Annotated in this window: 20 protein-coding genes; 2 read left to right on the plus strand and 18 right to left on the minus strand. The window is 34.3% G+C overall.

Annotated features, from left to right (window positions below; translation table 11 throughout):
• Positions 1 to 65: 65 nt before the first annotated feature.
• The 15 genes from GBO31_RS04085 to GBO31_RS04155 form a co-directional block, all read right to left on the minus strand.
• Complete coding sequence (locus GBO31_RS04085) at positions 66 to 1,682, minus strand: vitamin K epoxide reductase family protein (protein ID WP_219007046.1); 1,617 nt, start codon at positions 1,680 to 1,682, stop codon at positions 66 to 68.
• A 199-nt stretch (positions 1,683 to 1,881) separates the two neighbouring features.
• A complete protein-coding gene (locus GBO31_RS04090; RefSeq protein WP_219007047.1) occupies positions 1,882 to 2,535 on the minus strand; it encodes a hypothetical protein in 654 nt (217 codons plus the stop codon).
• A 128-nt stretch (positions 2,536 to 2,663) separates the two neighbouring features.
• Positions 2,664 to 3,401, minus strand: a complete 738-nt coding sequence (locus GBO31_RS04095; RefSeq protein WP_219007048.1) for a LytR/AlgR family response regulator transcription factor — start codon at positions 3,399 to 3,401, stop codon at positions 2,664 to 2,666.
• A complete protein-coding gene (locus tag GBO31_RS04100; protein WP_219007049.1) occupies positions 3,394 to 5,244 on the minus strand; it encodes a histidine kinase in 1,851 nt (616 codons plus the stop codon). The genes GBO31_RS04095 and GBO31_RS04100 overlap by 8 nt, the downstream gene beginning before the upstream one ends.
• 68 nt (positions 5,245 to 5,312) lie before the next feature.
• Positions 5,313 to 6,239: a tRNA epoxyqueuosine(34) reductase QueG gene (gene queG, locus GBO31_RS04105; RefSeq protein ID WP_219007050.1), complete on the minus strand. Its 927-nt coding sequence runs from the start codon at positions 6,237 to 6,239 to the stop codon at positions 5,313 to 5,315.
• Positions 6,240 to 6,245: 6 nt separating this feature from the next.
• Complete coding sequence (locus GBO31_RS04110; RefSeq protein ID WP_343211286.1) at positions 6,246 to 7,580, minus strand: cytochrome P450; 1,335 nt, start codon at positions 7,578 to 7,580, stop codon at positions 6,246 to 6,248.
• A 12-nt stretch (positions 7,581 to 7,592) separates the two neighbouring features.
• Positions 7,593 to 8,615, minus strand: a complete 1,023-nt coding sequence (ruvB, locus tag GBO31_RS04115) for a Holliday junction branch migration DNA helicase RuvB (RefSeq protein ID WP_219007051.1) — start codon at positions 8,613 to 8,615, stop codon at positions 7,593 to 7,595.
• A 128-nt stretch (positions 8,616 to 8,743) separates the two neighbouring features.
• Entirely contained in the window at positions 8,744 to 10,564 is a 1,821-nt protein-coding gene (locus tag GBO31_RS04120) for a cytochrome c oxidase subunit I (protein WP_219007052.1), read from the minus strand.
• 44 nt (positions 10,565 to 10,608) lie between these two features.
• Positions 10,609 to 11,685 carry a cytochrome c oxidase subunit II gene (locus tag GBO31_RS04125; RefSeq protein ID WP_219007053.1) on the minus strand — a complete coding sequence of 359 codons (1,077 nt, stop codon included), beginning with the start codon at positions 11,683 to 11,685 and terminating at the stop codon, positions 10,609 to 10,611.
• Positions 11,686 to 11,717: 32 nt separating this feature from the next.
• The gene (locus GBO31_RS04130) at positions 11,718 to 13,064 is read right to left on the minus strand and encodes a quinol:cytochrome C oxidoreductase (RefSeq protein WP_219007054.1); all 1,347 of its coding nucleotides are present in this window, start codon (positions 13,062 to 13,064) and stop codon (positions 11,718 to 11,720) included.
• 39 nt (positions 13,065 to 13,103) lie between these two features.
• Positions 13,104 to 13,748, minus strand: a complete 645-nt coding sequence (locus tag GBO31_RS04135; protein ID WP_219007055.1) for a c-type cytochrome — start codon at positions 13,746 to 13,748, stop codon at positions 13,104 to 13,106.
• Between the two features lie 5 nt (positions 13,749 to 13,753).
• Positions 13,754 to 14,293, minus strand: a complete 540-nt coding sequence (locus tag GBO31_RS04140; protein WP_219007056.1) for a DUF3341 domain-containing protein — start codon at positions 14,291 to 14,293, stop codon at positions 13,754 to 13,756.
• Between the two features lie 4 nt (positions 14,294 to 14,297).
• The gene (gene nrfD / locus GBO31_RS04145; protein ID WP_219007119.1) at positions 14,298 to 16,031 is read right to left on the minus strand and encodes an NrfD/PsrC family molybdoenzyme membrane anchor subunit; all 1,734 of its coding nucleotides are present in this window, start codon (positions 16,029 to 16,031) and stop codon (positions 14,298 to 14,300) included.
• Positions 16,032 to 16,065: 34 nt separating this feature from the next.
• Positions 16,066 to 19,176, minus strand: coding sequence for a TAT-variant-translocated molybdopterin oxidoreductase (locus tag GBO31_RS04150; protein ID WP_219007057.1), 3,111 nt, complete (start codon positions 19,174 to 19,176; stop codon positions 16,066 to 16,068).
• Positions 19,177 to 19,230: 54 nt separating this feature from the next.
• Complete coding sequence (locus GBO31_RS04155) at positions 19,231 to 20,547, minus strand: c-type cytochrome (RefSeq protein WP_219007058.1); 1,317 nt, start codon at positions 20,545 to 20,547, stop codon at positions 19,231 to 19,233.
• A 225-nt stretch (positions 20,548 to 20,772) separates the two neighbouring features.
• Between GBO31_RS04155 and GBO31_RS04160 the strand changes: the two genes are divergently transcribed.
• On the plus strand, positions 20,773 to 21,225 hold the full coding sequence (locus GBO31_RS04160; RefSeq protein WP_219007059.1) for an SPOR domain-containing protein: 453 nt from the start codon (positions 20,773 to 20,775) through the stop codon (positions 21,223 to 21,225).
• A gap of 73 nt (positions 21,226 to 21,298) precedes the next feature.
• Here GBO31_RS04160 and infB read toward each other — a convergent pair whose 3' ends face one another.
• Genes infB through rimP form a run of 3 tightly spaced genes read right to left on the minus strand, consistent with a single transcriptional unit; the run spans position 21,299 to position 25,888 of the window.
• Entirely contained in the window at positions 21,299 to 24,097 is a 2,799-nt protein-coding gene (infB, locus tag GBO31_RS04165; RefSeq protein WP_219007060.1) for a translation initiation factor IF-2, read from the minus strand.
• A 44-nt stretch (positions 24,098 to 24,141) separates the two neighbouring features.
• Positions 24,142 to 25,374: a transcription termination factor NusA gene (nusA, locus tag GBO31_RS04170; RefSeq protein WP_219007061.1), complete on the minus strand. Its 1,233-nt coding sequence runs from the start codon at positions 25,372 to 25,374 to the stop codon at positions 24,142 to 24,144.
• A gap of 13 nt (positions 25,375 to 25,387) precedes the next feature.
• Positions 25,388 to 25,888 (minus strand): ribosome assembly cofactor RimP, encoded by a 501-nt coding sequence (gene rimP / locus GBO31_RS04175; protein ID WP_246615762.1) that lies wholly within the window; start codon positions 25,886 to 25,888, stop codon positions 25,388 to 25,390.
• A gap of 230 nt (positions 25,889 to 26,118) precedes the next feature.
• Between rimP and GBO31_RS04180 the strand changes: the two genes are divergently transcribed.
• A complete protein-coding gene (locus GBO31_RS04180; RefSeq protein ID WP_219007062.1) occupies positions 26,119 to 26,952 on the plus strand; it encodes a universal stress protein in 834 nt (277 codons plus the stop codon).
• Positions 26,953 to 26,955 lie beyond the last annotated feature (3 nt).

A 26,955-nucleotide genomic window follows, 5' to 3' on the forward strand; every position in this document is an offset into this window, starting at 1 on the left:
TTTAAGTTATAGTGAGTTTTAGAGACGTTCACTTTTATGTCTTATATGGCATAGAAATGTTATCATTAGGATACTAAGGCAACACTTTGAACCTGCATTGATGCTATAAAATCATCAATGAAGTAGATAAGATCTGTTCGATCATATTCTTGAGGAAACAGCATGTTATTTTGGTATAAAGCTGGTGTAAAGTTAATGGCATTGATTTGGCACCATTGATGCTGATTTGACAACAACCTATCAAAGGATCTAATATTCTCAGTATTCTGATTATCCAACCATTTTTGTAGATTGATATCTTCTTGATACACTTCGTGCAATGCCTTGAGCGCATTATGTTCTCCCTCAATGTTATAGATTGTATGTAATCTCGTAGCTAATCGATATAGTAGCGCATCTTTATTCGTTATATCCACATTAAAGCGTATAATAACTTTGATCTTATTTTTTAATTTATCCAGCAAATACTCGATATCACTATGTGCTTTTTTACAAAAAAAGCATAATGGGCTTGTGACTAAGACCAATTCTACTGTTGCATTTTTATTACCAAACACTAATTCTTCCGAAAAGTGATTGCTTTCTAGCAAGGTATCACTCTCTTCATAGAGTGATTTAAATATGGAAAACTTACGTTTAAAGGTATAATGATCAACCGTTGTTTTTTGAAAAGATTCTTTCTTCTTTATTAATGATTTTAGAACGTTCCAAATACTTATTGTCGTTACTATACTCAAAATAAAAAGTAGGATTCCTTTATTACTAAAAGCTGAAATTAATGTGAAAAAATCATTTACTATTAAGGTTCCAAACTGAAACATTAAAACCGCTACTATACCCAGACATAAAGGACACCACTTTTTAATAACACTATATTGATAGTATAGTGAATACAAGGAAAAGGGAATGGCTAATACAGTAAACATTGATATGATTGCCGAACCGTTGGCTTCGCCTATAAAAAATAGTATCCAGGACAAACAATAGATAGCAAAAACTGTCAAGCTAATATCACTTAGTTTAAAAATCTTAAAAATAGTTGATCCTTTAGAACGCAAAACCGCATCACAACTGGTTTTTTCTGTGAGGTTACAAAACTGATTTGTAGCACTAGATTGTAATCCTAACTCATGTTTAACAACAAATACACTTATAATTAAACCAACACAACTAAGTATAAAGTGAACTTGGGCAAAAAAATCAGCTTGTACAACCAAAAAATAAGTAATACACAATCCTACTATTACCGAAGAAATCCAATTAAATATAGCGTTATCATACCAACTCTTTTCAACCTCTTTTATATGGTGAGATTTTTCTATAGCGAGTATAATTCCATTCCAACGAGATAAGAATTCTTCTTCTTTAACCAATTCAGTATGATTAGCGGTAGTGGTTATTTTAATTTTTCCTTTTTTCTTTTCAACCAACACCAAATCCTCAACAGTATCCACCACCAGATTTGCGATAAAATAAGGTGGTAATTTTTTTAACATCTCTGAGTTTACTGATACCCGTAATGCCAGATTTGGGATATTAAAATGATCTAATACACCTGTCAATGCGTGTAAACTGGGATACGATGGGTGACTAGATAACTGAAGTTGTAACTCTTCTTTATTAACACGAATATTATTCTTTACGATTAACTTTTTGAGAATGGTATGCAATTGTTCTTTCATGACTACTAACCTTTAGTTTAAGACTACAACAGCCTTATTACTTGGTTAAATTTGGGAGTAATCAAAAAAGTTCGCAATAGCTATTTCATAAGTGCTATGAACTATTTCAAATTTGTAATCATTCTCTCCTATGTATTTACAAAAGCATAAAGCCTTAAGAGTGTTTCTTAAGGCTTTATAATAATAATGATTTTTAATCCTAGTACTTCAAAATAATAAGGTTTCCTCTATGGGTAGGAGTTACATTAACACTATGTGCATCACAGCGATCTATATGGATATATCCCTGTGCATCTTCTACTGATATCCCCAAGGAATATGCTGATGAGGTGATTTGATTACCAGTAGTACTTCTAGTATATCCATTAGGTAGATATAACTCAAATTCGAATTCTTCAGGATCATTTAGAAGCGACCACACGTATACATCTTCTATTTCCATCATAGTATGAGGAGGTGGTTTATTAGAATTTGTTGGTACACCATCTGGATCATCATCATTAAGCCTACATATATTACTATAGTAATACAAAAACTCTGATTTAAACGCGTCTACAAAAGCAGTATTATTAATAAAATTTCCTCCCAACAAATCACTTAAAGCAATAACGTTAGTCTTTGAACTATTAGTTAACGTATTTATAAAAATTTCTTCTGCCTCAGGGTGTCTCAATAACGTTTGTGCAATTAAAAAAGAAGCCCATTGCATTCTTGTTTCCCGTCGATATTCTATTTCATTGAAGGTTCCTTGTTGTTGAAAACTTTTATTGTTCTCAAAAATACCATCGTCAGATACAGCTTCTTTATCACAAGAATAAAAACCAAGAAACAGGAATATTAAAAAAAATCTCATTAATAATTTCATAATATTTAGTGTTTTCCAATTTTTTAAATTTAGTAAATTATTTGTGTCTAAAATTGCTATTTCATATTCGAATCCACCTAATTCATATTAGTAAAGAATGATTTCAAATTTGTTACTTAAAAAATTTTTCCAATAACATACTCTTTACGTCTGCTCGATACAGGAACTTTTATATTCGGTTCTATAATCAGTACTCCCTGCTTATTGTAACGGGAAACATAATTTTTATTGACAATATACGATTGATGACACCTGATAAAAATATCTTCTGATAATAAATCAATCACTTTTTTGATAGGTTTTGAAACCACTATATTATTTGTTTTTTTTGTATAAAATGTAGTATAATTGCCTTCTGACTTACAATACAAAACATCATCTTCGTATACCACATACACATTATCCAAGGTTTTTAAAATAATACGCTTCTTTTTAACTCCTTGAAAATATTCTTTAGATATCTCAACTAATTTTTCTATATCGTTTTCTTTGTTCGAATTTCCTATAGCTTTTAACACAGCTTCTTTAAATTCAATACTATCTATTGGTTTTAAAACATAATCCAATGCGCCCACTTTAATCGCTTTTATGGCATGTTCATCAAAACCTGTTACAAATATGATGTCAAAATTTTTATTTTTTATTTGTTCTAGCAGGTCAAAACTTGTCCCATCGGTGAGTTGAATATCCAAAAAAAGCAAGTCTGGTTTTTTTTCCTTTATTTTTTTGATTGCACTAGCTACACTTTCAGCCTCATCAACAATCTTTATATCATCACTAAAATATTGTTCAACATTAGCTTTTATCTTATTTCTAATATAAGCTTCGTCATCTACTACTATTGCTTTAATCATCTTCAGAAAATTTATACGGGATTAAAAACTCCACTAATACCCCTGATTTATTAGCTTCTTTATTATTTTTATCCACAATTCGAATCCTTTGTTTTGTAGCTTTTATTACAAATTTTGAAATCAACCTCATAGACACAGAGTTTTTATACTCTTTATTAGATACATCAAGACCTATTCCATTATCTTCAATAATGCAATGAAGATATTTATTCTGAAGTCGCAAAGTAATATTTATCTGTCCCTTATATTGCAATCCTAAAAATCCGTGCTCAATACTATTTTCTACAAAAGGTTGAATTAACATAGGTGGAATAAACAACAGATCGTCTTCTTCAAAACTTTCTAAACAGATATTGTAATCAAACTTATCTGGAAAGCGCAATAACTGTAGATCCATATACTTGCGTAACAACTCTAATTCATTTTCTACTTGAACATAATTATGCAAAGAGTTTTCCAAAATCAAACGTAACAATCTAGAAAAGCGAAGTAAATAATCTGTAGCTCCTTCTTTATTATTTTCTATTTGGTTTTGAATAACTGATAAGGTATTGAATGTAAAATGAGGGTTCATCTGTGCGCGCAACAAACGCTGTTGCATCTGGATTTCTTGTTTTTGGAACCTGTAGCGTCTTTGTCTATAATATAAATACCCAATCAACAACAATAGACCAGAAAAAATTAACAACCCAAGGAGCTTAACATTTTTAAGTTCAGAGTCATTTTTGGCTTTTATAGCTATTTTTTCCTTTTCATTAGCAGATTGTAATGCAAATAGCTCTTCATCAATCTTTTTTTGATGTTCTCTATTATTTTCTTCTATTAAATTATTATACTCATCTATTAGTTCATCCTCATTCTGCTTTGTTCTATAATTATGCCTAAAACGATACTTACGATAACTAGCAATATGGCGCGCCTCCGAAATAGAAGTTATCATTGCTTTGGTAGAATCCAGATATTTTCCTGCAATATCGTATTCTTCAATTGACAAGTATATGTTGGTGATGTTATTATATGATTCTAGTATATTATTGTTTTGACGCTTTTTAATTTCTTTAGCAAGCTCGAGTACCATTTTATAATATTTTAGTGCCTCCGTATAATTTTGTTCATAAAATTGTAAGCGACCATATGTTCTATACAATTGTCTTCTGGCATCCTTACCACATTTTATCGCACCTAGACTATCCAACAAAGAGAATGCTTGCTTTTTTTTGTTCGCATTACGATATAGTTTAGTTGCCTTTGAACTGCCTGTAATCACATACATATCAACATTTGAAGATTGTTTTGCTGCTTCTAATGTTTTTGAATTATAAAACAATGATTTTTCAATATCTCCCAATTTTAGGTTAGCTCTTTCCAAAAAATTGTATGCATTGACTAAATCCGATATATATTCTTTATTATTGGAAATCTCAATAAATTTTTGCGCTACACTAATACCATTAGCTAAGTTATTGTTTTGTTCATCGGTTTCCCACGCATTCCAGAAATAGGCAAGGTTTCTTTTTCTGGTATTTGGACCGTTCACCAAATCAATAGTTTTATGAAAATAAAACATCGCAGAGTCAAACTGCTCGACTTTTTTATAATAATACCCTTTTCTAAACAGATTTTCTATAAGAAGGGTGTCCGGTAAACTTTTATCATTATCAATAAGATATCTAGCAGCTGCAATATACACCAACGTAGAGTCGTTTACTGTGCTCTTTGCCAAACTATGTAAATTATCAATATCTGCAATCTTACTCAAAATATCCCGCTCTGAACTTGTCCTATTACAGGCATAGTATAGAAAGGCTAAGGCTATTAAAAATATCGAATGAGGTTTTCGCATATTTTTTTTATGGTAAAAAAATGATTTTAAATGTACTAAAATATGGTATTTTGGTGGAAACGATGTTTTTACTTCTTCAAAAACCGAATATTCCTTTTGAGACCAGAAAATTTAGTCCTCTTTACTGCAGATTTTTGAAACACTTTTGAAAACACCTCTTGTGTTATTTCTTCCCAGTCTTTTTTAGTCATATCCAGTAATTCTGGTTTGGGGTTAAAAAGAGGTTCACTGTGCGATTTAGAAAAACGATTCCAAGGACATACATCCTGACATACATCGCAACCAAACATCCAATCATCAAACTTGCCTTTAAAATCAGATGGAATTTCTTCTTTTAATTCAATTGTAAAATATGAGATACATTTACTCCCATCGACTACATAAGGATCTACAATTGCCTGTGTAGGGCAAGCATCTATACAAGCTGTACAAGTTCCGCAATGGTCTGTTACTGGTGTATCATACTCTAATTCTAAGTCTATAATCAGTTCTGCAATAAAATAGAAAGAGCCTACCTTTTGAGTAAGCAGATTACTATTCTTACCAATCCATCCTAAACCACTTTTTGCAGCCCAAGCTTTATCTAATACAGGTGCGGAATCTACAAAAGCTCTTCCATGAACTTCTCCTATATGTTCGGAAATAAATCCTTGAAGTTCTTTTAACTTCTTTTTAATTACATGATGATAATCCTGACCATATGCATACTTAGAAATCTTAGGAGCTTCAGGATCTTTTTGTATTTCTGAAGGAAAATAATTCAATAATAATGATATCACACTCTTAGAGTCCGGAACTAATATTGTTGGATCAAGTCGTTTATCGAAATGATTTTCCATATACGACATCTTACCATGCATATTTTGATTTAACCATTTCTCCAATCTAGGAGCTTCCTGTTCCAAAAACTCAGCTTTACTTATACCACAAGATAAAAACCCTAGACGTTTAGCCTCTTCTTTAATCAATCGAGTATATTCAGCTTTATTATTCAAGAAAACTTACCTTTCTTCAAATTTTATAATGGCATTTACTGGTTTAAGTGTAATGAGTGGTTTTATTTCTATTTCAGAGATAGAAGTAGTTATTTTATACTTCTTTACCAATTCACTTACCGTATATATCATTTCATACATTGCAAAATTACTTCCAACACACATTCTAGGTCCTGCTCCAAAAGGGAAGTACCAATCAGAATACTGTTTTTTATTATCAGAATGAAACCTATCCGGATCAAAAGCTAGAGGATCCTCCCAAAAATCTTTATGTCTATGTATTTCAAAAAATGAAATTAACACCGTAGTACCTTTGGGGAGATGTATATTTTGATATTGATCATCTTCTATATTTACACGATCTGAAAAGTATGCAGGAGGATATAATCGCATAGATTCTTCGATACACTGAGCGGTATATTTACTTTTCTCAAACTGTTCCATTAAAGACAACTCTTCAGCATCTGAAGCAATAATTTCACTATATACTTTGTCTTGAATATTTGGATGCAAAGCCAACAAACTCAAACAAAATGAAAGTGCATTTGAGGTAGTTTCATGACCTGCAACAAACAATATCAATATTTCATCAATCAACCTTTCGTTATCCATATAACTACCATCTTCATATGTCGAGTTTAACAACATATCCAACAGGTCATCAAAGTTCTTTTCAGATTTACGTCTATCTTCGATAATAGTATTAAGAATATCTCGAGCTTCTTGAGTTAAGGTAAGAGTGCTTTTAATTTGTCCGCTCAAATGAAACCACCATCGCTTATAAGGTTGTCTTATTTCCCGTATCAAGGATTGCTGAGCCGCTTCGGTTATATGTTGCAGTCTAGCCATTGTGTTTCCCGTATCGGTATAACTAAATAGTGATTTTGCAACTACCCTAAAGGCCAAATCATTCATTAAAGGATATATATCCATCATTTGATTTGGTTCAATTCTCGTAAGCTCTTCATTAATGGTATGCCTTATTGTTTTGGCTATAATATCAATCTTCTTTTTATAAAAAGCCGGCTGTATTAATCTGCGCTGTTTTAACCAATGCTCTCCATTAGATGTCAACAGACCATTTCCTATATATTTACCTAAATCTTTCGTTTGAAGAGGCGATTTATAATATTTACGATGTTGATTCTGCAACATGTGTTTTGCAAAACCGGCGTCTCTTGTAAATATAACCGAGTTTCCAAATCCCAAACTAACTTGAAAAATATTTCCAAATTTTTTAAAATTTCTTCTATGAAAGGGTAATGGATTACTTAGAATCTGTTTTGCATTTTTAAGTACTTTAAAAAAAGATACTTTTGGAATTGAAGTACTTTCCATCATCTTATCATATGATTAAAACAAACCACCTTGAATACCTCCTTTTATACGTCCTAAGTGTTTATAAGCTGCTTCTGTAACCTCTCTTCCTCTAGGAGTTCTCATAATAAAACCTTGCTGAATCAAAAAAGGCTCATAAACTTCCTCAATAGTCTCGGCACTTTCACTAACTGCAGTTGCTAAGGTAGTAATACCCACCGGACCACCTTTAAATTTATCAATTAGGGTAGTAAGAATCTTATTATCCATTTCATCTAAACCATGAGCATCTACATTAAGTGCTTTTAATGCAAATTTCGAGATTTCTATATCTATCTTTCCGTTTCCTTTTATTTGAGCAAAATCTCGTACTCTTCTAAGCAATGCATTCGCAATTCTTGGCGTTCCTCTACTTCGACCAGCTATTTCTATGGCAGCTTCCATTGAAATAGGGACATTGAGAATATGTGCGCTTCTTTCTACTATCGTTGCCAACAATTCAGTAGTATAATATTGCAATCTAGATTGAATCCCAAAACGTGCACGCATTGGAGCTGTTAAAAGACCTGATCTTGTGGTGGCACCAACTAAAGTAAATGGATTTAAATTAATTTGCACTGTACGCGCATTAGGACCACTTTCAATCATAATGTCAATCTTATAATCCTCCATAGCAGAATACAAATATTCTTCTACAATTGGACTCAAGCGATGAATTTCATCTATAAACAAAACATCCCTATCATCCAAATTGGTAAGTAAACCTGCTAAATCACCAGGCTTATCTAACACAGGACCTGAAGTAACTTTAATACCGACATTAAGTTCATTAGCAAGAATATGAGCTAAGGTTGTTTTTCCTAAACCTGGAGGGCCATGAAATAAGGTATGATCCAGCGCTTCATTTCTAAGATTGGCAGCTTTTACAAAAATCTCAAGGTTTTCTAGTACCTGATCCTGTCCTGAAAAATCCTCAAAAGCTAACGGTCGTAATGCTCTTTCTATATCTAGATCTTCGTTGGAATAATTTTCGTTTGATGGATTTAGGTTTTCATTCATTCTTACAATACATTTTAACCTCATTTAGAAATCGTAGCTTGATTCCTAAACAGCTGTAACAAATATACTAGAAAAAAAAAGCCTTCTCGTAAAACAAGAAGGCTTTATATTATATTTTAAAAACACTTTTAGTGATGTAATTCTTCTTCTCCATCCTGTAAAGGAGTGATTTGAGATACCCAATCTTGACCTGGTATGACATACTCTCCATCTTCTCTAGTCTTACTATAATCATAAGGCCATCTATAAACATGAGGAATTGCTCCTGGCCAGTTACCATGCATATGTTCTACTGGAGTAGTCCATTCCATAGTATTTGAATTCCAAGGATTCTGTGTTGCTTTCTTTCCGTAGAAAATTGAATGTATAAAGTTATACAAGAATACTAACTGAGCTGCTGCTGTAATTAAAGCAAATACAGTTATTAAAACATTCGTATCAGCTAAGTCATCAAAGTATGGAAAATAACTGTTCGTATAATAACGACGAGGTAAACCTGCCATACCAATAAAATGCATAGGGAAGAATACTCCATAAGCACCTACCGCAGTAACCCAGAAATGTACATATCCTAAATTCTTATTCATCATTTTACCATACATCTTAGGGAACCAATGATATACTCCAGCAAATAAACCGTATAATGCAGAGATACCCATTACAAGGTGGAAATGTGCTACCACAAAATACGTATCATGCACATTAATATCTAATGTACTATCTCCTAAAATGATTCCTGTAAGACCTCCAGTGATAAACGTAGATACCAATCCTATAGAAAATAACATTGCAGGATTCAATTGCAGATTACCTTTCCATAAGGTAGTTATATAATTAAATGCTTTTACTGCCGAAGGGATTGCAATTAATAATGTTGTAAATGTAAATACAGATCCTAAGAATGGGTTCATTCCTGAAATAAACATGTGATGACCCCAAACAATAGTAGATAGGAAAGCAATTGCCAATATAGAAGCAACCATCGCCCTATATCCAAATATAGGTTTACGTGCATTTGTTGCAATAATTTCGGAAGTAATTCCCAATGCAGGTAATAATACAATATATACTTCTGGATGTCCTAAGAACCAAAATAAATGTTCAAACAAAACAGGAGATCCTCCTTGGTTATGTAATACTTCACCAGCAATGTAAATATCACTTAAGTAGAAAGAAGTTCCAAAACCTCTATCCATTATTAGTAATAATGCAGCAGATAATAATACTGGGAATGATACAATACCAATTATAGCTGTTACAAAGAATGCCCAAATAGTTAAAGGCATACGAGTCATTGACATTCCTTTAGTACGAAGGTTGATAACAGTTACTACATAATTCAAAGATCCTAATAATGAAGAAGCAATGAATATTGCCATTGAAACTAACCATAATGTCATACCTGTAGCGGAACCACCGATTGCTTGTGGCAATGCACTTAATGGTGGATAAATTGTCCAACCAGCAGATGCAGGACCAGCCTCAGCAAACAATGACAATACCATTATGACACTACTTAAGAAAAACAACCAGTAGGAAACCATATTAAGAAATCCTGAGGCCATATCTCTTGCTCCAATTTGTAGTGGAATTAAAAGGTTACTAAATGTACCACTTAAACCAGCGGTTAGTACAAAGAAAACCATTATCGTACCATGGATCGTTACCAATGCCAAATACATACTTGGATCCATTACACCATCCTCACCAAATTTACCTAACAATACTTCGAAAACAGTAAACTTGTGATCAGGCCAAGCCAATTGCATTCTAAACAATAGGGACATTGCTATACCAATAATACCCATAATCAAACCAGTAATCAAATACTGTTTTGAGATCATCTTATGATCTTGACTAAAAATATATTTAGTAATAAAGGTTTCTTTATGGTGATGTCCGTGATCGTGATCTTCTGCGTGATCATCTACGTGTGCTATTGCTGACATACGCTTATTATTTTAAAATATATTAATTTTTCTTTTTCTCTTTCTTAATTACTAGCTTGAGCTGATATTTCTTCCTTGAAAGTCTTTTGAGTCTTTAACCACTCGTTATAATCTTCCTCAGATTCTACAACTATTTTCATTTGCATGTTGTAATGAGAAGCTCCACAAATTTTATTACATAATAAATAGTAATCAAATTCATAATTTTCTAAAGCTTCTTCACCAGCAGCAACTAGCTTTTTACTTTTCTCTCTTCTGATCTTGTTAATGGTAGCAACTTTTTCTACCATAAACTCACTATTACGCATTTCTTCAGAAGTTAATATTGGAGTATAAGAGAACTCTGTAATCATACCTGGAACAACATTCATTTGTGCTCTAAAAAATGGCATATATGCTGAATGAAGTACGTCTTGAGAACGCATTTTGAATATTATCTTTCTATTCACAGGAAGATGTAATTCATTAACTATCTTATCATCCATCCCGTATGAATCGGAAACATCTAGTCCAAGAGTATTTACACCTTCTATAAAACGAACATTAGCTTTACCAAGCACATTATCTTCTCCTGAATATCTTGCTCTCCAATCAAACTGATATGCATAAAGCTCAATTATTAAAGGATCTCCTTCTTCCTCATCGATATTCATAATATCGGTCCAAGTAAATAATCCATAAATAATCAATCCTGCTAATACGATAACCGGTATGATCGTCCAAATGAATTCCAACTTATCATTATCTGCAAAAAACAATGCTTTGTTGTTCTTATTACCTCTATACTTATATGAAAAGAAATGCAATAATCCCTGAGTGATGATCTGTACAAACATAATCAACACCATGGAAATTAACATTAATCTATCATATTCAATTCCATGCTCTGAAGCTGATTCAGGAAGGAAAAAACTATTATATTTTACGAAACAAAAGATTGTTAAGATATATATAAACACCACAAATGCAAGCATTAACTTACCTTGAAGGTTATTATCCTTATCATTCGCTACTTGAGAATTATCAGCACCTTTAACTTGTGATAACTTTAATATTTTTGACATCTGCCATAAGGAGATTCCAATAAGTGCTATAATTACTATGGTTAAGAATACAGTCATTTTTATCTATCTTCTTTTTTACAATCTAATTTTTAATAATGAAAGTGTTTACTTTCTTCAATATAAGGGTTACCCTTTGCTAATAACGGTGCTTTGGTTAGTGCTTTAAATACTATGAACAAGAATAATCCTAAAAACAATAGTACTGCACTTATTTCTGATATACCAATAAACCAAGATGCTCCAACCGATGCCGGCATTACCATATTAAATACGTCAATATAGTGTCCACAAAGTATAATAATACCTGCCATCACTACAAACCAATTAATACGTTTGTAATCACTATTCATTAACACCAATAACGGGAATATAAAGTTCATTGCTAACATGCCAAAGAATGGTAATTTATAATCTTCTATACGTGTAATGAAATAAGTCACCTCTTCTGGAATGTTAGAATACCAGATTAACATAAACTGAGAGAACCATAAATATGTCCAAAATATACTAACTCCGAACATGAATTTTGCTAAATCATGTATATGACTATTATTTACAAACTCTAAATATCCTTTTGATTTAAGATAAATCGTAATTAATGCTATTGTTGTAATTCCAGAAACAAATAATCCAGCAAATACATACCATCCAAATAGGGTACTAAACCAGTGTGGATCAAAACTCATTATCCAATCCCAAGAAGCCATTGACTCTGTGTAAATAAAGAACACAAGAAAACCTGCCGAGATTTTAAAACTTTTCTTATACCATTTATTACCTGTAGCATCTTCGTCTTGCTTTCTAGAATACTTCACTGCAAAATGACGATATAAAAACCATCCACCTAAGAAAAATGCAGCTCTAATTAAGAAAAATGGCACATTCAACCAACCTTTTTTACCTGCAATTAAAGCATCATAATGCTCATTAGCCGGATCTACCAAATCAGTATCCATCCAATGGAAAATATGATTCATATGGAATCCTGATAAAGCCAGAATAACGAAAAGAATAATTCCACCTGGTACAAGATAAGCCGTAATAGCTTCCATCACTCTAAATAACACTGGAGACCAACCTGCTTGTGCAGCAAACTGAATAGCATAAAATGCCAATACTCCCAATGCAATCATAAAGAAGAAAAACGCCGCAACATATAATGCTGCCCAAGGCTTATTTTGTAATTGATGTAATACATGCTCATAATGAGAATCACCTCCATGTGCATCTTCTTTTCCATGCCCATCAGATGAATGTGCATCAGCTTTTGCGTGCGTATCACCATGACCACCTCCATGAGCATCGTGTGCTGCCATCATTTCTTTAACGTCTTCGACGGTGTTTGGAGTACTTAAAAAACCTGTTGTTAATCCTACTAATCCAACAACCATCAAAATGATAGAAAATAATCTTAATTTACTTGATAGCGTATACATATTTATATAATATCGTTATTCTTAACTTTTAAAAATGCACTAGTGTGCGTTGTCATTCTGTTTTTCTGATTCTTCAGCAATATCCTGAACCTTTGTAGCGACTACATCCGTATCTATACGAACTGGCTTTCCTTCCAAATCTGCCTTCAGTTTTTGTACATACTGTACAATTTGCCAACGCTCATGCTCACTAGTCTGAGATGCATATGATCCCATTGAATTAATACCATAATACATTACATGGTAAATACTTCCTTCAGTAATAGCTCTACCGGCGTCGTCATAACTAGGAACCCCTAAAATCTTCTCTCTTTTCACCAAAGTTCCTTTTCCATCACCTTTAGCTCCATGACATATTGCACAATAAATATCATACAAAGCCTTTCCAGCTTCTTCATTTTCTTTAGTATAACGTATTGGATTTTTCAAAGAATCCTTTGCCATTTGATAACCTTCTGGAGCATTCTTAAAATCATACGGCATCCAACCTCTAGGAATAGATCCTTCTACTGGTAACATTGCCTCTTGACCTCCTGGAAAAACTTCATATTGACCATAAGTTTCATAACCTACAGGTTCATACATATTAGGCATATACTGATAATTCGGTCTTGAATCTTTTTTACAAGAAACAATACTAATCATCATTATCGCGACTACTATTATATTTAAACTATTCTTCATTATAACTAATGGTTATCTTCTTGCTTATCTATTACTTTAATTTCTACAGCACCTGTACTACTTAAGAAACTAGTCATCTTATCTACATCTTGATGACTTGCGTCTACTTCCATCAAAAAGTGATCGTCTGTCGTTCTTACATCAGGATTTTCAGCTTCTTTAAATGGCCAAAGTTTACTTCTCATATAAAACGTAATAACCATCAAATGCGCAGCAAAGAATACCGTAAGCTCGAACATGATTGGAACGAAAGCTGGCATGTTTTCTAAGTAACTAAAACTTGGTTTACCTCCAATATTTTGTGGCCAATCTTCAATCATGATATAATTCATCATTGTAATTGCAACCGTAAGACCAACACATCCGTACATAAAAGATGTAATCGCTAATCTTGTTGGAGCCAATCCCATTGCTTTATCTAGACCGTGTACAGGAAAAGGAGTATATACCTCTTCAATATGATAATGCTCAGAACGAACCTGCTTTACTGCGTCCATTAGGACATCATCATCTGTATATAATGCATGTATAACTTTAGATGCCATACTTCTAATTGTTTTTTAATTTTTCAGCTTGTCCAGCCCAATCATCACGTTGCGCTCTTCCTGGGAAAGAACCTGTAATACTATCTAATAAATTGTATTCTGTTTCTGTCATCTTACTTACTTGATCAAAAGTAAATATTCCGATTTCGTTCAACTTCTTCTCCATTACTGGACCGATACCATTTACTTTCTTAAGATCATCTGCAGTTTGAGTACTCGCATCAAAAGTTCCTAAGTTTCCTAAAAGGTTATCAATATCTTCTTGACTAGCTTCTTTTACTTCCTCAACCTTTTCTTCCACTTTTTCAGCAGTAATTTTGGCCTCCACTTTAGGAAGTTCATCTCTATGATCGATACCAGCCTCTCTTAACTTCTTATATTTTTCACCAGAAGATTTCAATATTGTTTTCACCTCTGCCTGCGCTATAACAGGGAAAGTACGAGCATACAATAAGAACAACACGAAAAAGAATCCTATCGTACCTATAAATATTCCTATATCTACAAATGTAGGAGAGAACATTGTCCAAGAAGATGGTAAATAATCTCTATGAAGTGAAGTAACAATAATTACAAAACGTTCGAACCACATTCCTATGTTTACAACAATAGAAATGATAAAAGAGAACATAATACTTCTTCTAAGCTTAGGGAACCACATAAACTGAGGTGAGAATACGTTACAAGTCATCATCGCCCAATATGCCCACCAGTATGGTCCTGTTGCTCTATTTAAGAAAGCGTACTGCTCATATTCTACTCCAGAGTACCATGCTACAAAAAGCTCGGTTATATATGCAACACCAACTATAGAACCTGTAATCATAATTACAATATTCATTAATTCTATGTGCTGAATTGTAATGTAATTCTCTAGATTAGACACTTTTCTCATGATGATCAAAAGTGTATTTACCATTGCAAATCCTGAGAAAATCGCTCCTGCAACGAAGTAAGGAGGGAAAATCGTGGTGTGCCATCCAGGAATTACGGATGTAGCAAAGTCAAAGGATACAATAGTATGTACGGAAAGTACTAATGGCGTCGCTAAACCTGCAAGTACTAATGAAACTTCTTCAAAACGTTGCCAGTCTTTTGCTCTACCACTCCATCCGAAGGATAGTATTCCATATATCTTTTTATTAAAAGGTGTAATAGCTCTATCACGAATCATTGCAAAATCTGGTAATAAACCTGTCCACCAGAATACTAATGATACTGAAAGATATGTAGAGATCGCAAATACATCCCAAAGAAGTGGCGAGTTAAAGTTCACCCATAAAGAACCAAACTGATTAGGAATTGGCAGTACCCAATACGCTAGCCAAGGACGTCCCATGTGAATAATTGGGAATAAACCTGCCTGAATAACCGAGAATATGGTCATTGCTTCCGCAGATCTGTTAATCGCCATTCTCCATTTCTGACGGAATAATAATAGTACAGCGGAAATAAGTGTTCCTGCATGACCGATACCTACCCACCATACGAAATTGGTGATATCCCAGGCCCATCCAACTGTTTTATTTAGTCCCCAGGTTCCTATACCTGTGGAAATTGTATAAATTATACAACCTATTCCCCAAAGGAAAGCAACAAGGGCAATTGAAAACACAATCCACCAAGATTTGTTTGCTTTTCCTTCAACTGGTGCTGCCACATCCACAGTTACATCGTGGTACGTTTTATCGCCAGTTACTAAAGGTTTTCTTATAGGTGCTTCGTAATGAGACATAATCCTTTATAATTGAATTGATTCTTTATTTAGTTAATTAGGCTTCTGTAGTATTTCTTACTTTCGTTTGATACATAACATTTGGTTTTGTACCTACATGCTCAAGTAAATGATACATTCTATTATCCTCTTTTAATTTAGCTACTTTACTATCCTTGTCATTTATATCACCAAATGTCATAGCTCCAGAAGAACAAGCAGCTGAACAAGCTGTTTGGAATTCTCCATCTTTAATAGCTCTACCATCTCTCTTAGCATCAAGAATAGTCTTCTGAGTCATTTGGATACACATAGAACATTTCTCCATAACTCCTCTTGATCTAACCGTAACATCAGGATTCAACACCATACGTCCTAGATCGTTGTTCATATGATAATCGAACTCATCGTTTTCGTTATATAAGAACCAGTTAAACCTTCTCACTTTGTAAGGACAGTTATTTGCACAGTATCTAGTACCTACACAACGGTTATATGCCATATGGTTCTGACCTTGTCTACCATGAGATGTTGCTGCAACTGGACAAACAGTTTCACAAGGAGCATGATTACAATGTTGACACATTACCGGTTGGAATGCTACTTCTGGATTATCAGAARGCACTTCCATCTCACCAAACTCAGATAGTGAACTACCTAATCCTGAAATTGCATTCTTTTTAGCGTTATCACCTTCAAAACTTTCTTCTGAAGAATAATATCTATCAATACGCAACCAATGCATATCACGTGATCTACGCATCTCTGATTTACCTACAACTGGAACGTTATTCTCTGCATGACAAGCAATCACACAAGCTCCACATCCAGTACACGCATTTAAATCAATGGATAAATTAAAATGATGCCCAACAGAGCGATCAAACTCATCCCAAAGGTCTACTTCAGGTGAAGTAACTTCATATTCGATATGATTTTTACTAACTTCAGGAACTGCATTCCATACATGCTTATCCTTTGTATTAAAAATCTCTAAAGTAGTTTCTTTTATAATATCGCCTCGTCCCATTAGTGTGTTGTGCAACTGTACACAAGCAAACTCATGAGTACCTTCAGCTTTTGCCAAAGTTACGGACTGTACTGCGTTCTGATTTTGATATAATGCAAAAGCATTTACACCAACCTGCATTTCTTCTTTAAGCCCAGCTTTTTTACCATATCCTAGTGCTAACCCTACAGAACCTTTTGCCTGACCAGGCTGAATAATCACTGGAGCAGTAACTTCAGTACCATTCACAGTAACCTTTGCATAGCTACCATTTAAAGCACCATTCGCTACATTCTCGTTCATAAGTCCTAAAGACTCTGCATCTGCTCTTGATACTGTTAAATAGTTATCCCATGAAGCTCTAGTTATTGGATCCGGCATTTCTTGCAACCAAGGATTATTTGCTTGCTGACCGTCACCTAATGCTGTTTTTGTATATAAAGTAAGCTCTAAACCGTTAGATTTTGCAGTTGCTAATCTTCTAGCTGCAGCTCCTACATTAGGTCCTGCTGGAGTTTCTTCTTCTACAACTTCTCCTTCTGGAGTATTTATAGCTTCTTCTAAAGATTCCTTTGCCAATACTGGTTTTACCAACACTCCATCATGTAATGCTTGACTCCAAGAAGTTCCTCCAAGAACGCCTGTCCAAGCATCTTTTATATAATCATTGTATGAAGCTGAGTTTCCAGTCCACTTTAATAAGGTTTCCTGAAATTGTCTTGTATCAAATAAAGGACGAATTGTAGGTTGTGTTAAGCTATAGTTTCCTTTCTTCAACTCTACATCTCCCCATGACTCTAGGTAATGTGGTGTCGTAGCAACATAAGTACATTGCGAAGCAGTTTTATCATTATGCATACCAAAAGCAACTGAAAGATCTACTTTCTTAAGACCCTCTTCAAATTCACTTGCATTCGGTAATGAATATGCTGGATTTACACCAGCAATCAACAATGCTCCAACGCGACCTGCGTTCATATCTTTCACCAATTGTGCTACCGCCTTAGCATTACCTTGACGTATCTTACGAGGTGTATTTTCATTAAAAGCTTTACTACTGATGTGCTTATTAATTGCTAGAACCAATAGTTGAGCATCCACATCCTGAATACCCGAAACAACTACTGCATTACTACCAGCTTTCTGAATTTGCTTAGCAGCTTTTACTACTTCAGCATCCAATTCTGCATCTAAAGCTCCTTTAGCACCAGCACCTGTTACATATTTGTATAAGGCAGCCAACACCTGCTTTTGCTGTGTTGGAGTTGCTTTTACTCTTTTATCTGCATTTGCACCAGAAAGAGACATATTTGCCTCGAACTGAATATGCTTAGACATTTTTCCATTCTTTGGTATACGACCTTGTGCATAACCACTATCATAACCGCCACCTTGCCAATCTCCAAGGAAATCCGCAGCAACACTAACAACAGTATTTACTTTTGAAAAATCGTAATCCGCTAAAGCTCTTTCACCATACATCATTTCATAAGCATCTAAAGCTTCACTATAAGAAACCGAATCATAAACTACTTGTGAAACGTTAGAATATTTTGCTTTGAACTCGGAAATTAATTTTGAAGTAGATGGGCTTGCAAAAGTCTGTGTTAGCAACACAATTTTCTTACCTCCAAGGCTATTTAATTTAGCTCCAACTTCTTTATCAAGTTGCTCCCAACTAATATCTTCAGCACCTTTCTTAGGTCCTTGTAAACGAGAACTATCATATAAAGACAATACAGAAGCATGCACTCTTGCATTTGCTTCTCCATTTGAAGTCGCTAGATTATTATTTTCTACTTTAATTGGACGACCTTCTCTTGTTTTAATTAAAACACTTGCAAAATCAAAACCATCCGCAATTGTTGTTGCATAGTAGTTAGCTACTCCAGGCACTATTCTGTCTGGCTGAACTACATACGGTATTGATTTAATCACTGGGCCTTCACAAGCTGCTAAAGAGGCAGCTGCTGTACTAAAACCTACATATTTAAGAAAATCACGACGTGATGTCGAAGAATTTTCCAGAGATGATTTATCTCCTAAAAACTCATCCGTTGGAATTTCCTGAACGAATTCATTTTGTTGTAGCGTCTCAACAATAGAGCTATTTTCATTTAGCTCTTCAACACTTTTCCAGTATTTCTTGTTTGATGACATATAATTGATATTAGCTTCTTACTTATTTTTTCGTTTTAACGAATAAATCATTAATTAGTAGTGGCACTTACCACATTCCAGCCCACCCATCTGAGCAGCTGTCAATTTATCCACTCCATACTTCTTAGACAACTCCTTGTGTATCTTATCATAATATTCATTCCCTTCCATCTTCACATTCGTTTCTCTATGACAATTAATACACCATCCCATTGTTAGTGGAGCGTGTTGATACATAATCTCCATCTCTTCTACAGGCCCATGACATTTCTGACATTCAATACCTGCCACGCTTACGTGTTGTGAGTGATTGAAATATGCAAAATCAGGAAGATTATGAATTCGAACCCATTTTACTGGTTCTGTTTTACCTGTATATTCTTGAGCAGCTTCATCCCAACCAACAGCTTTGTATAGTTTTTTGATCTCTCCATCATAAAACTCTTTAGAATACTCCGCTGTCGCAGTAGTTTCTGCAACCTCACTAATTGATTTGTGACAGTTCATACAAACATTCAATGAAGGAATTCCAGAGTGTTTCGAAACTCTTGCTGATGAGTGACAGTATTTACACTCTATTTTATTATCTCCTGCATGAATCTTATGTGAATAATGAATTGGTTGGATTGGCATATACCCCTGATCAACACCTACCTGCATAAAGTATCCATACACAAAATACCCACTTGCTAGCAATACAAATATTGCAGATACAAGCACTAAGAATTGATTCTGTACAAAAGCCTTCCATATTGGAGTTCTAGCTTCTTCTTCAGCAAATTCAACACCATTTGCTTCTGCAAAACTTCTCAACGTTTTGTTCACTAAAAATAGCACAACAACTAACATCAAGAACACCAACACTAGTGCTCCAAGAATCAATTCTGTAGAAACACCTGAACCACCTGTTTGACCCTCTGGCTCTAAACCTGGAGGAGGTGTAGGCTTTACATAAGGCACAGAAACATATGCCAAGATATTATCAATATCCGTATTCGTTAATTGCGGAAATGCATTCATTGGAGTTCTCTTGTACTCTTCAAACAAAGCAACCGCATCTGCATCACCAGAAGCGATCATCGCAGCACTATTTTTGATCCAAGAATACAACCACTCTTTGTCTCGTCTTTCAGTAACTCCAAAAAGCGCAGGACCTGTCATTTTTTTGTATCGTTTATGACAAGCAGCACAAAGCGACTTAAACAAAGCTTCTCCTTTCGCTACATCTCCACCAGCGGCAGATTCAACAGCAGCAGCTTCAGTAGTTGTTGCTTCTCCCTGAGCAAAAACTGGATTCATTAAAGAGAATAAAAAAACAGTTCCTAGGAATAGGAGTTTTGAGGCTGAATTTCGGTATTTCACCTGTTTCATATTATTAAGTAGAATTATCGTCTTAATTTTGGTATGGTTTTTTCATTATTCTTAAAAAAAATGATGGAAAAACCACATCCGTTTAATTCGACAGCAAAAGTACTACAATAAGTCCATTTTCGAAATGTTAGCGAACTGTTAAGTGCTAATTTATAATAATTCTAAATAATATTTTTAAAGGAATTTGAGTTATTAAACTTTACCTTTGTATCAAATCTATTTGTAATGAGAATTTTAAACAAAAAAAGCAGCTTTTTAGCATTAGGTTTTTGTTTTACAGGAATCACAATTTTAAGTGCTCAGGATACAATAAATTCTGACAATCCAAGTGTTTTTACAACCGTAGAAATTGCTCCACCTGCAGAACCAACGATCACAATCAATCAAGATCCTAGAATAAATCAACTCCTAAGCATTAAAACAAAAATGGATAAAGAAGGTGTTTTGAGTGAAAATTATCGAGTACAATTATTCACTGGTGATCTTAAAGAGGCGAATGAGGTTCAAAAGAAAGCAGAAACCGCTTTTCCACAATGGAGTTCAGAAATAGTTTACGAAACTCCTAACCACAAGGTATGGATAGGTAACTACAGAAGTAAATTAGAAATGGATAGAGCACTAAAAGAAATTAAAAAAGAATTCCCAACAGCTTTCCCTTTTAAATTAGGAAGAGATTAATCACAATAACGATCTAACAAACAAAAAGCCCGATCAAAATGATCAGGCTTTTTACTTATATAATTATTAAATTCTATAACTTTTTCTTCACTGCAACTTCTTGGAATGATTCGATAATATCGCCAATCTTTATATCATTATAATTTTTGATTTGCAATCCACAATCATACCCTTTAGAAACTTCTTTCACATCATCCTTAAATCGTTTCAACGATGCTAATTCTCCTGTGTACACAACCACACCTTCTCTAATAAGTCTGATTCCAGCATTTCGGATAATTTTTCCAGTTTGCACCATACAACCTGCAATAGTACCAACCTTAGATATCTTAAAGGTCTCTCTAATCTCTGCAGTACCTGTAATTTCTTCTTTCATTACTGGAGACAACATTCCTTCCATTGCATCTTTAAGATCATTGATAGCATCATAAATAATCGAATATGTTCTGATATCAATTTCTTCTTTATCTGCAACCTGACGAGCATTACCTGCAGGTCTTACATTAAATCCAATAATAATTGCATCAGAAGCAGATGCTAACAATACATCACTTTCTGTAATCGCACCAACTGCTTTATGTATAATATTTACATGGATCTCTTCGGTAGACAATTTCTGGAAAGAATCCGTTAATGCTTCAACTGAACCATCCACATCACCCTTAAGGATAATATTTAATTCTTTAAAGTCTCCAAGAGCAATACGACGTCCAATTTCATCTAAAGTAATATGTCGTTGTGTACGTACAGATTGTTCTCTATGCAATTGTGCTCTTTTCGCAGCAATATCTTTCGCTTCTCTTTCATCTTCAAGAACACTAAACTTATCTCCAGCCTGAGGAGCTCCATCAAGCCCTAGTATAGATACTGGTGTAGAAGGACCCGCTTCTTTTACGTTCTTACCACGTTCATCCTGCATTGCTTTCACCTTACCACTATTCTTACCAGCTAATACATAGTCACCTACTCGAAGTGTACCTGTCTGCACAAGAATAGTAGAAACATACCCTCTACCTTTATCTAAAAATGCCTCAACAACAGTTCCTGAAGCCAATCTATCTGGATTAGCCTTAAGCTCTAAAATCTCTGCTTCTAAAAGAACTTTTTCTAAAAGCTCTTTAACTCCTTGACCTGTTTTAGCAGAAATATCATGCGATTGGATTTTTCCACCCCAATCTTCTACTAAAAGATTCATTGAAGCCAGTCTTTCTTTAATTTTATCAGGATTAGCCTCTGGTCTATCAACCTTATTGATAGCAAATACTATTGGCACACCAGCAGCTTGCGCATGACTGATCGCCTCCTTAGTTTGTGGCATCACATCATCATCTGCAGCAATAACTATAATTGCCAAATCTGTAACCTGAGCACCACGAGCACGCATCGCAGTAAATGCTTCGTGACCTGGAGTATCTAAAAATGCAATCTTCTGACCATTTTCTAACTGAACTCCATAAGCACCAATATGCTGTGTAATCCCTCCACTTTCGCCAGCGATTACATTTTCTTCACGGATATAATCTAACAAAGAAGTTTTACCATGGTCAACATGTCCCATTACAGTGACGATAGGCGCTCTTAACACTAGATCTTCTGGTGCATCTACAATTTCTTCAATAGCATCTTCAACATCAGAAGTCACAAAATCAACCTCATATCCAAATTCATCCGCTACTATAGACAATGTTTCTGCATCTAAACGCTGATTCATAGTCACCATAATTCCTAAAGACATACAAGCAGAAATCACTTGAGTCGTAGGCACATCCATCATTGTAGCAACTTCGGATACTGTAACAAATTCAGTAACCTTAAGAACCTTACTTTCTTGTTCTTGTTGTGCCACATCATCCTCCACTTTCTGACGGTGCTGATCACGCTTATCTCTACGGTATTTTGCCGCTTTAGACTTTTTAGACTTCCCTTGAAGTTTTTCAAGAGTTTCTCTTACCTGCTTTTGTACTTCTTCTTCACTTGGCTCCTCTTTTACTATAGCAGGACGTTTCCCTTTATGATTTCTATTTCCAGGTCCACGATTACCTCCTTGCCTGTTTCCAGGTCCACGATTACCTCCTTGTCTATTTCCAGGTCCACCAGATTTAGCACCACCGTCTTTACTAATTCTTCTACGACGCTTTTTAGCATCTCCATCTGAAGACTTATCTGACTTATCCTCTTTTTTCTTTGGTGGTTTTTGAAACTTAGTTAAGTCAATTTTTTGTCCAGTAAAATTCGGACCATCTAATTTTTTATATTGCGTTTCAACCTTAACCGGTTCTGCTGGAGTTTCAGGCTCCTGAGACACCGGAGTTTCCTTCTTAGGAGTTTGCTGTTTTACTGGTTTTGAAGCTTTTCTTTGCTCTAAATCTATAGAAGCTACTTTAGCAATCTTTATACCTTTCTTCTCTGGTCTATTAGAAACAACTTCTGGTTGTTTTGGTTTCTCCTCCACAACCTTTTCTTCTTTTGGCGGCTCAGTTACTGTTTTTTCTTCGGGCTTTTCAACAGCTTTTTCTTTTTTATCCAATTCAATCTTTCCTACTTGTTTCGGACCGCTTAATTGGGCTTTAGCTTTTACAACTTCACGAGCTTCAGCACGCTTGCGCTTTTCTTCCTGCTCCGTTTCAATCTGTACTCGAAGCGCTTCTTTCTCTTTTCTTTTTTCCTCACCAACCTCTTTTGAAGCCACCTTTTTACTTTTATCTGTTTGGAATTCATCAAACAAAAGCTGATAGATCTCTGAAGAAATCTTAGTGGTAGGACGCGAGTCTATCTCGTGACCTTTTGAACTCAAAAAGTCAACAGCCCGATCTAGCGAGATATTGAATTCGCGTAATACCTTATTTAATCTCATTGTTTTTGCTTCAGCCATAAATGCCTTTTATTTTATGCTCAAATATAAATTAATTGAAGTTATTAATCTTCAAATTCTGATTTTAATATTCTAATAACTTCACCAACAGTCTCTTCTTCGAGATCTGTTCGTTTTACTAAATCCTTAATGTCTTGTTCCAAAATACTCTTGGCAGTATCCAATCCTATTTTTGCAAACTCTTCAATAATCCAAGAATCGATTTCATCAGAAAACTCTGATAACTCCACATCTTCTTCCACACCTTCTCTAAACACATCGATCTCAAAACCAGTCAATTGACCTGCTAATCTAATATTATGCCCACCACGTCCAATGGCCTTTGAAACCTCTTCTGGCTTCAACATTACCTCAGCTCTTGAACCTTCTTCATCTAACTTGATAGAAGTTACTCTTGCTGGACTTAAAGCTCTTGTTATGAACAGCTGTAAATTATTAGTGTAATTAATTACATCAATATTTTCATTCCCCAATTCTCTAACAATTCCATGTATCCTAGATCCTTTCATACCCACACAAGCTCCAACAGGATCAATTCTATCATCATAAGAATCTACAGCTACTTTTGCCTTTTCTCCAGGAATCCTTACTACTTTCTTAACAGTTATTAAACCATCAAACACTTCTGGTATTTCAGATTCGAACAATTTCTCTAGGAATAGCGGAGATGTTCTTGACATAATAATAGCTGGCTTATTACCTTTTAGCTCTACGGATTCTATTACTCCTCTTACATTTTCTCCTTTTCTAAAGAAATCAGAAGGTATTTGTCTATCTTTAGGTAGGATAATCTCATTCCCTTCGTCATCCAACAAAATAATCGCTCTATGACGAATATGATGGACTTCTGCCGTATAAATCTCTCCTTCTAACTCTTTAAATTGTTTATAGATATTAGTATTATCATGTTCATGAATTTTAGAAATCAGATTCTGACGTAATGCCAAAATTGATCTTCTTCCTAAATCTATTAATTTCACTTCTTGAGAAACATCTTCTCCGATTTCAAAATCAGGTTCAATTTTTTGCGCTTCAGAAAGCGATATTTCCTGATTACCATCTTCTACCTCTCCATCTGCAACTACAACTCGATTTCGCCAAATCTCTAAATCACCCTTATCAGGATTTATAATGATATCGAAATTATCATCACTACCAAATTTCTTTTTTAATGCATTTCTAAACACATCTTCTAAGATCGCCATTAGTGTAACACGATCGATTAATTTGTCATCTTTAAATTCTGAAAATGATTCGATTAATGCGATATTTTCCATATCAATATTGTAATTAAAATGTTATCATAACTTTTGCTTCCTTTATTTCATTATATAAAAAAGAAGCTTCTTTTGTTACCGTTATTTTTCCTTTACCCACTGGTTTTGATTCTCTAGCCTTCCATTTCAGTGTTATACTATCATCTGTTACAGAAATTAGCTCTCCTTCTACAGTGTTCTCTTCTGTTTTTACTTTAAGTTTTCTACCAATATTCTTTTTATACTGGCGTTGATTTATCAAACCTTCAGAAACACCAGCAGACATCACTTGCAAAGAAAAGTCTTCCTCTTCTCGGTCTAAATTGTGTTCTATAGCCCTACTTATTGCGATACAATCTTCCACCTTAACACCCTCATCTCCATCAATAATAATTTCGATACTATTATCTGGATGTATTTTCTGCTCTATTAAAAAAAGAGAAGGTCTTTCTTCTAAAGCTTCTTCTAATAAATTTTGAACTTTATCTTTTAATGACATAAGTAGATAAAAAGAGGGGACTTTTCGTCCCCTCATCCTGGTTTTTTAATTTCAACGGTGCAAAGATAATAATAATATCTTAGATTCAAAATCCATCCAACAATGAATTTATTCGTAAATTTAATTGAGTGTTAAGCTTTTACCAAAATAGCCATCTCTATACCTTAAATTCTAGTACAAAATCAACAATTGATTGTTTTCCTTTGGTAAAAACCTAACCAGCAATACATTCAATTTTTCGATTCACATAAAACACACGCTTCATCATGGTTAAAAAAATCCTTGTACCGACCGATTTTTCGTCTCAAGCAGAAAGCGCACTAAAAGTAGCCGCACAATTAGCGAAAAAAAACAATTCCGAAATTTATCTATTACATATTCTAGAAATGCCGGTTCATCTAACCGATTTAATGTCCTCAGGAGCATCTGCGCCAGCACCTGAAGCAGTTTTTTTCATGAAACAAACTCACAAAAAATTTGAAGAAGTCTTAGAAAATAGTTACTTGGATGGAATTGAAGTAATAGAGACTGTAAGTTTTGAAGATGTTTTGAATGGAATCATAGACGCTACCAAGAAAAATGATATTGATATTATCGTTATGGGATCTCATGGTTCCTCTGGCTTTGAAGAATTATTTATTGGCTCTAATGCAGAAAAAGTAGTTAGAACATCTGAAAAACCAGTACTTGTTATCAAAGAAGATTGCAATATCTTTGAAGTACAAGATTTTGTATATGCTACTAATTTTGACGATGAAGACAAACCTTCTCTAGTAGCTGCACACCAATTCGCTAAACAATTACAAGCCAAACTACATTTAGTTTGGATCAATACCGCCAATAGTTTTAAAACGACTAGTGAAACAGAAGAGAAGATGAATCTTATGATTTCTGATTTGCCAATTGACAATTACACTTTGAATATTTACAATGATATTAACGTAGAAAAAGGTATATTAAATTTTGCAAAATCGGTGAATGCAGGACTCATTGGAATTAGCACACATGGACGAAAAGGATTGTCTCACTTTATCAATGGAAGTCTAGGTGAAGACGTTGTAAATCACGCAAAAAGACCCGTACTAACTTTTAAGATTTAAAAG

Origin of the sequence: Aquimarina litoralis (assembly GCF_019295435.1) — a bacterium.
In the GTDB taxonomy this organism is placed as follows: domain Bacteria; phylum Bacteroidota; class Bacteroidia; order Flavobacteriales; family Flavobacteriaceae; genus Aquimarina; species Aquimarina litoralis_A.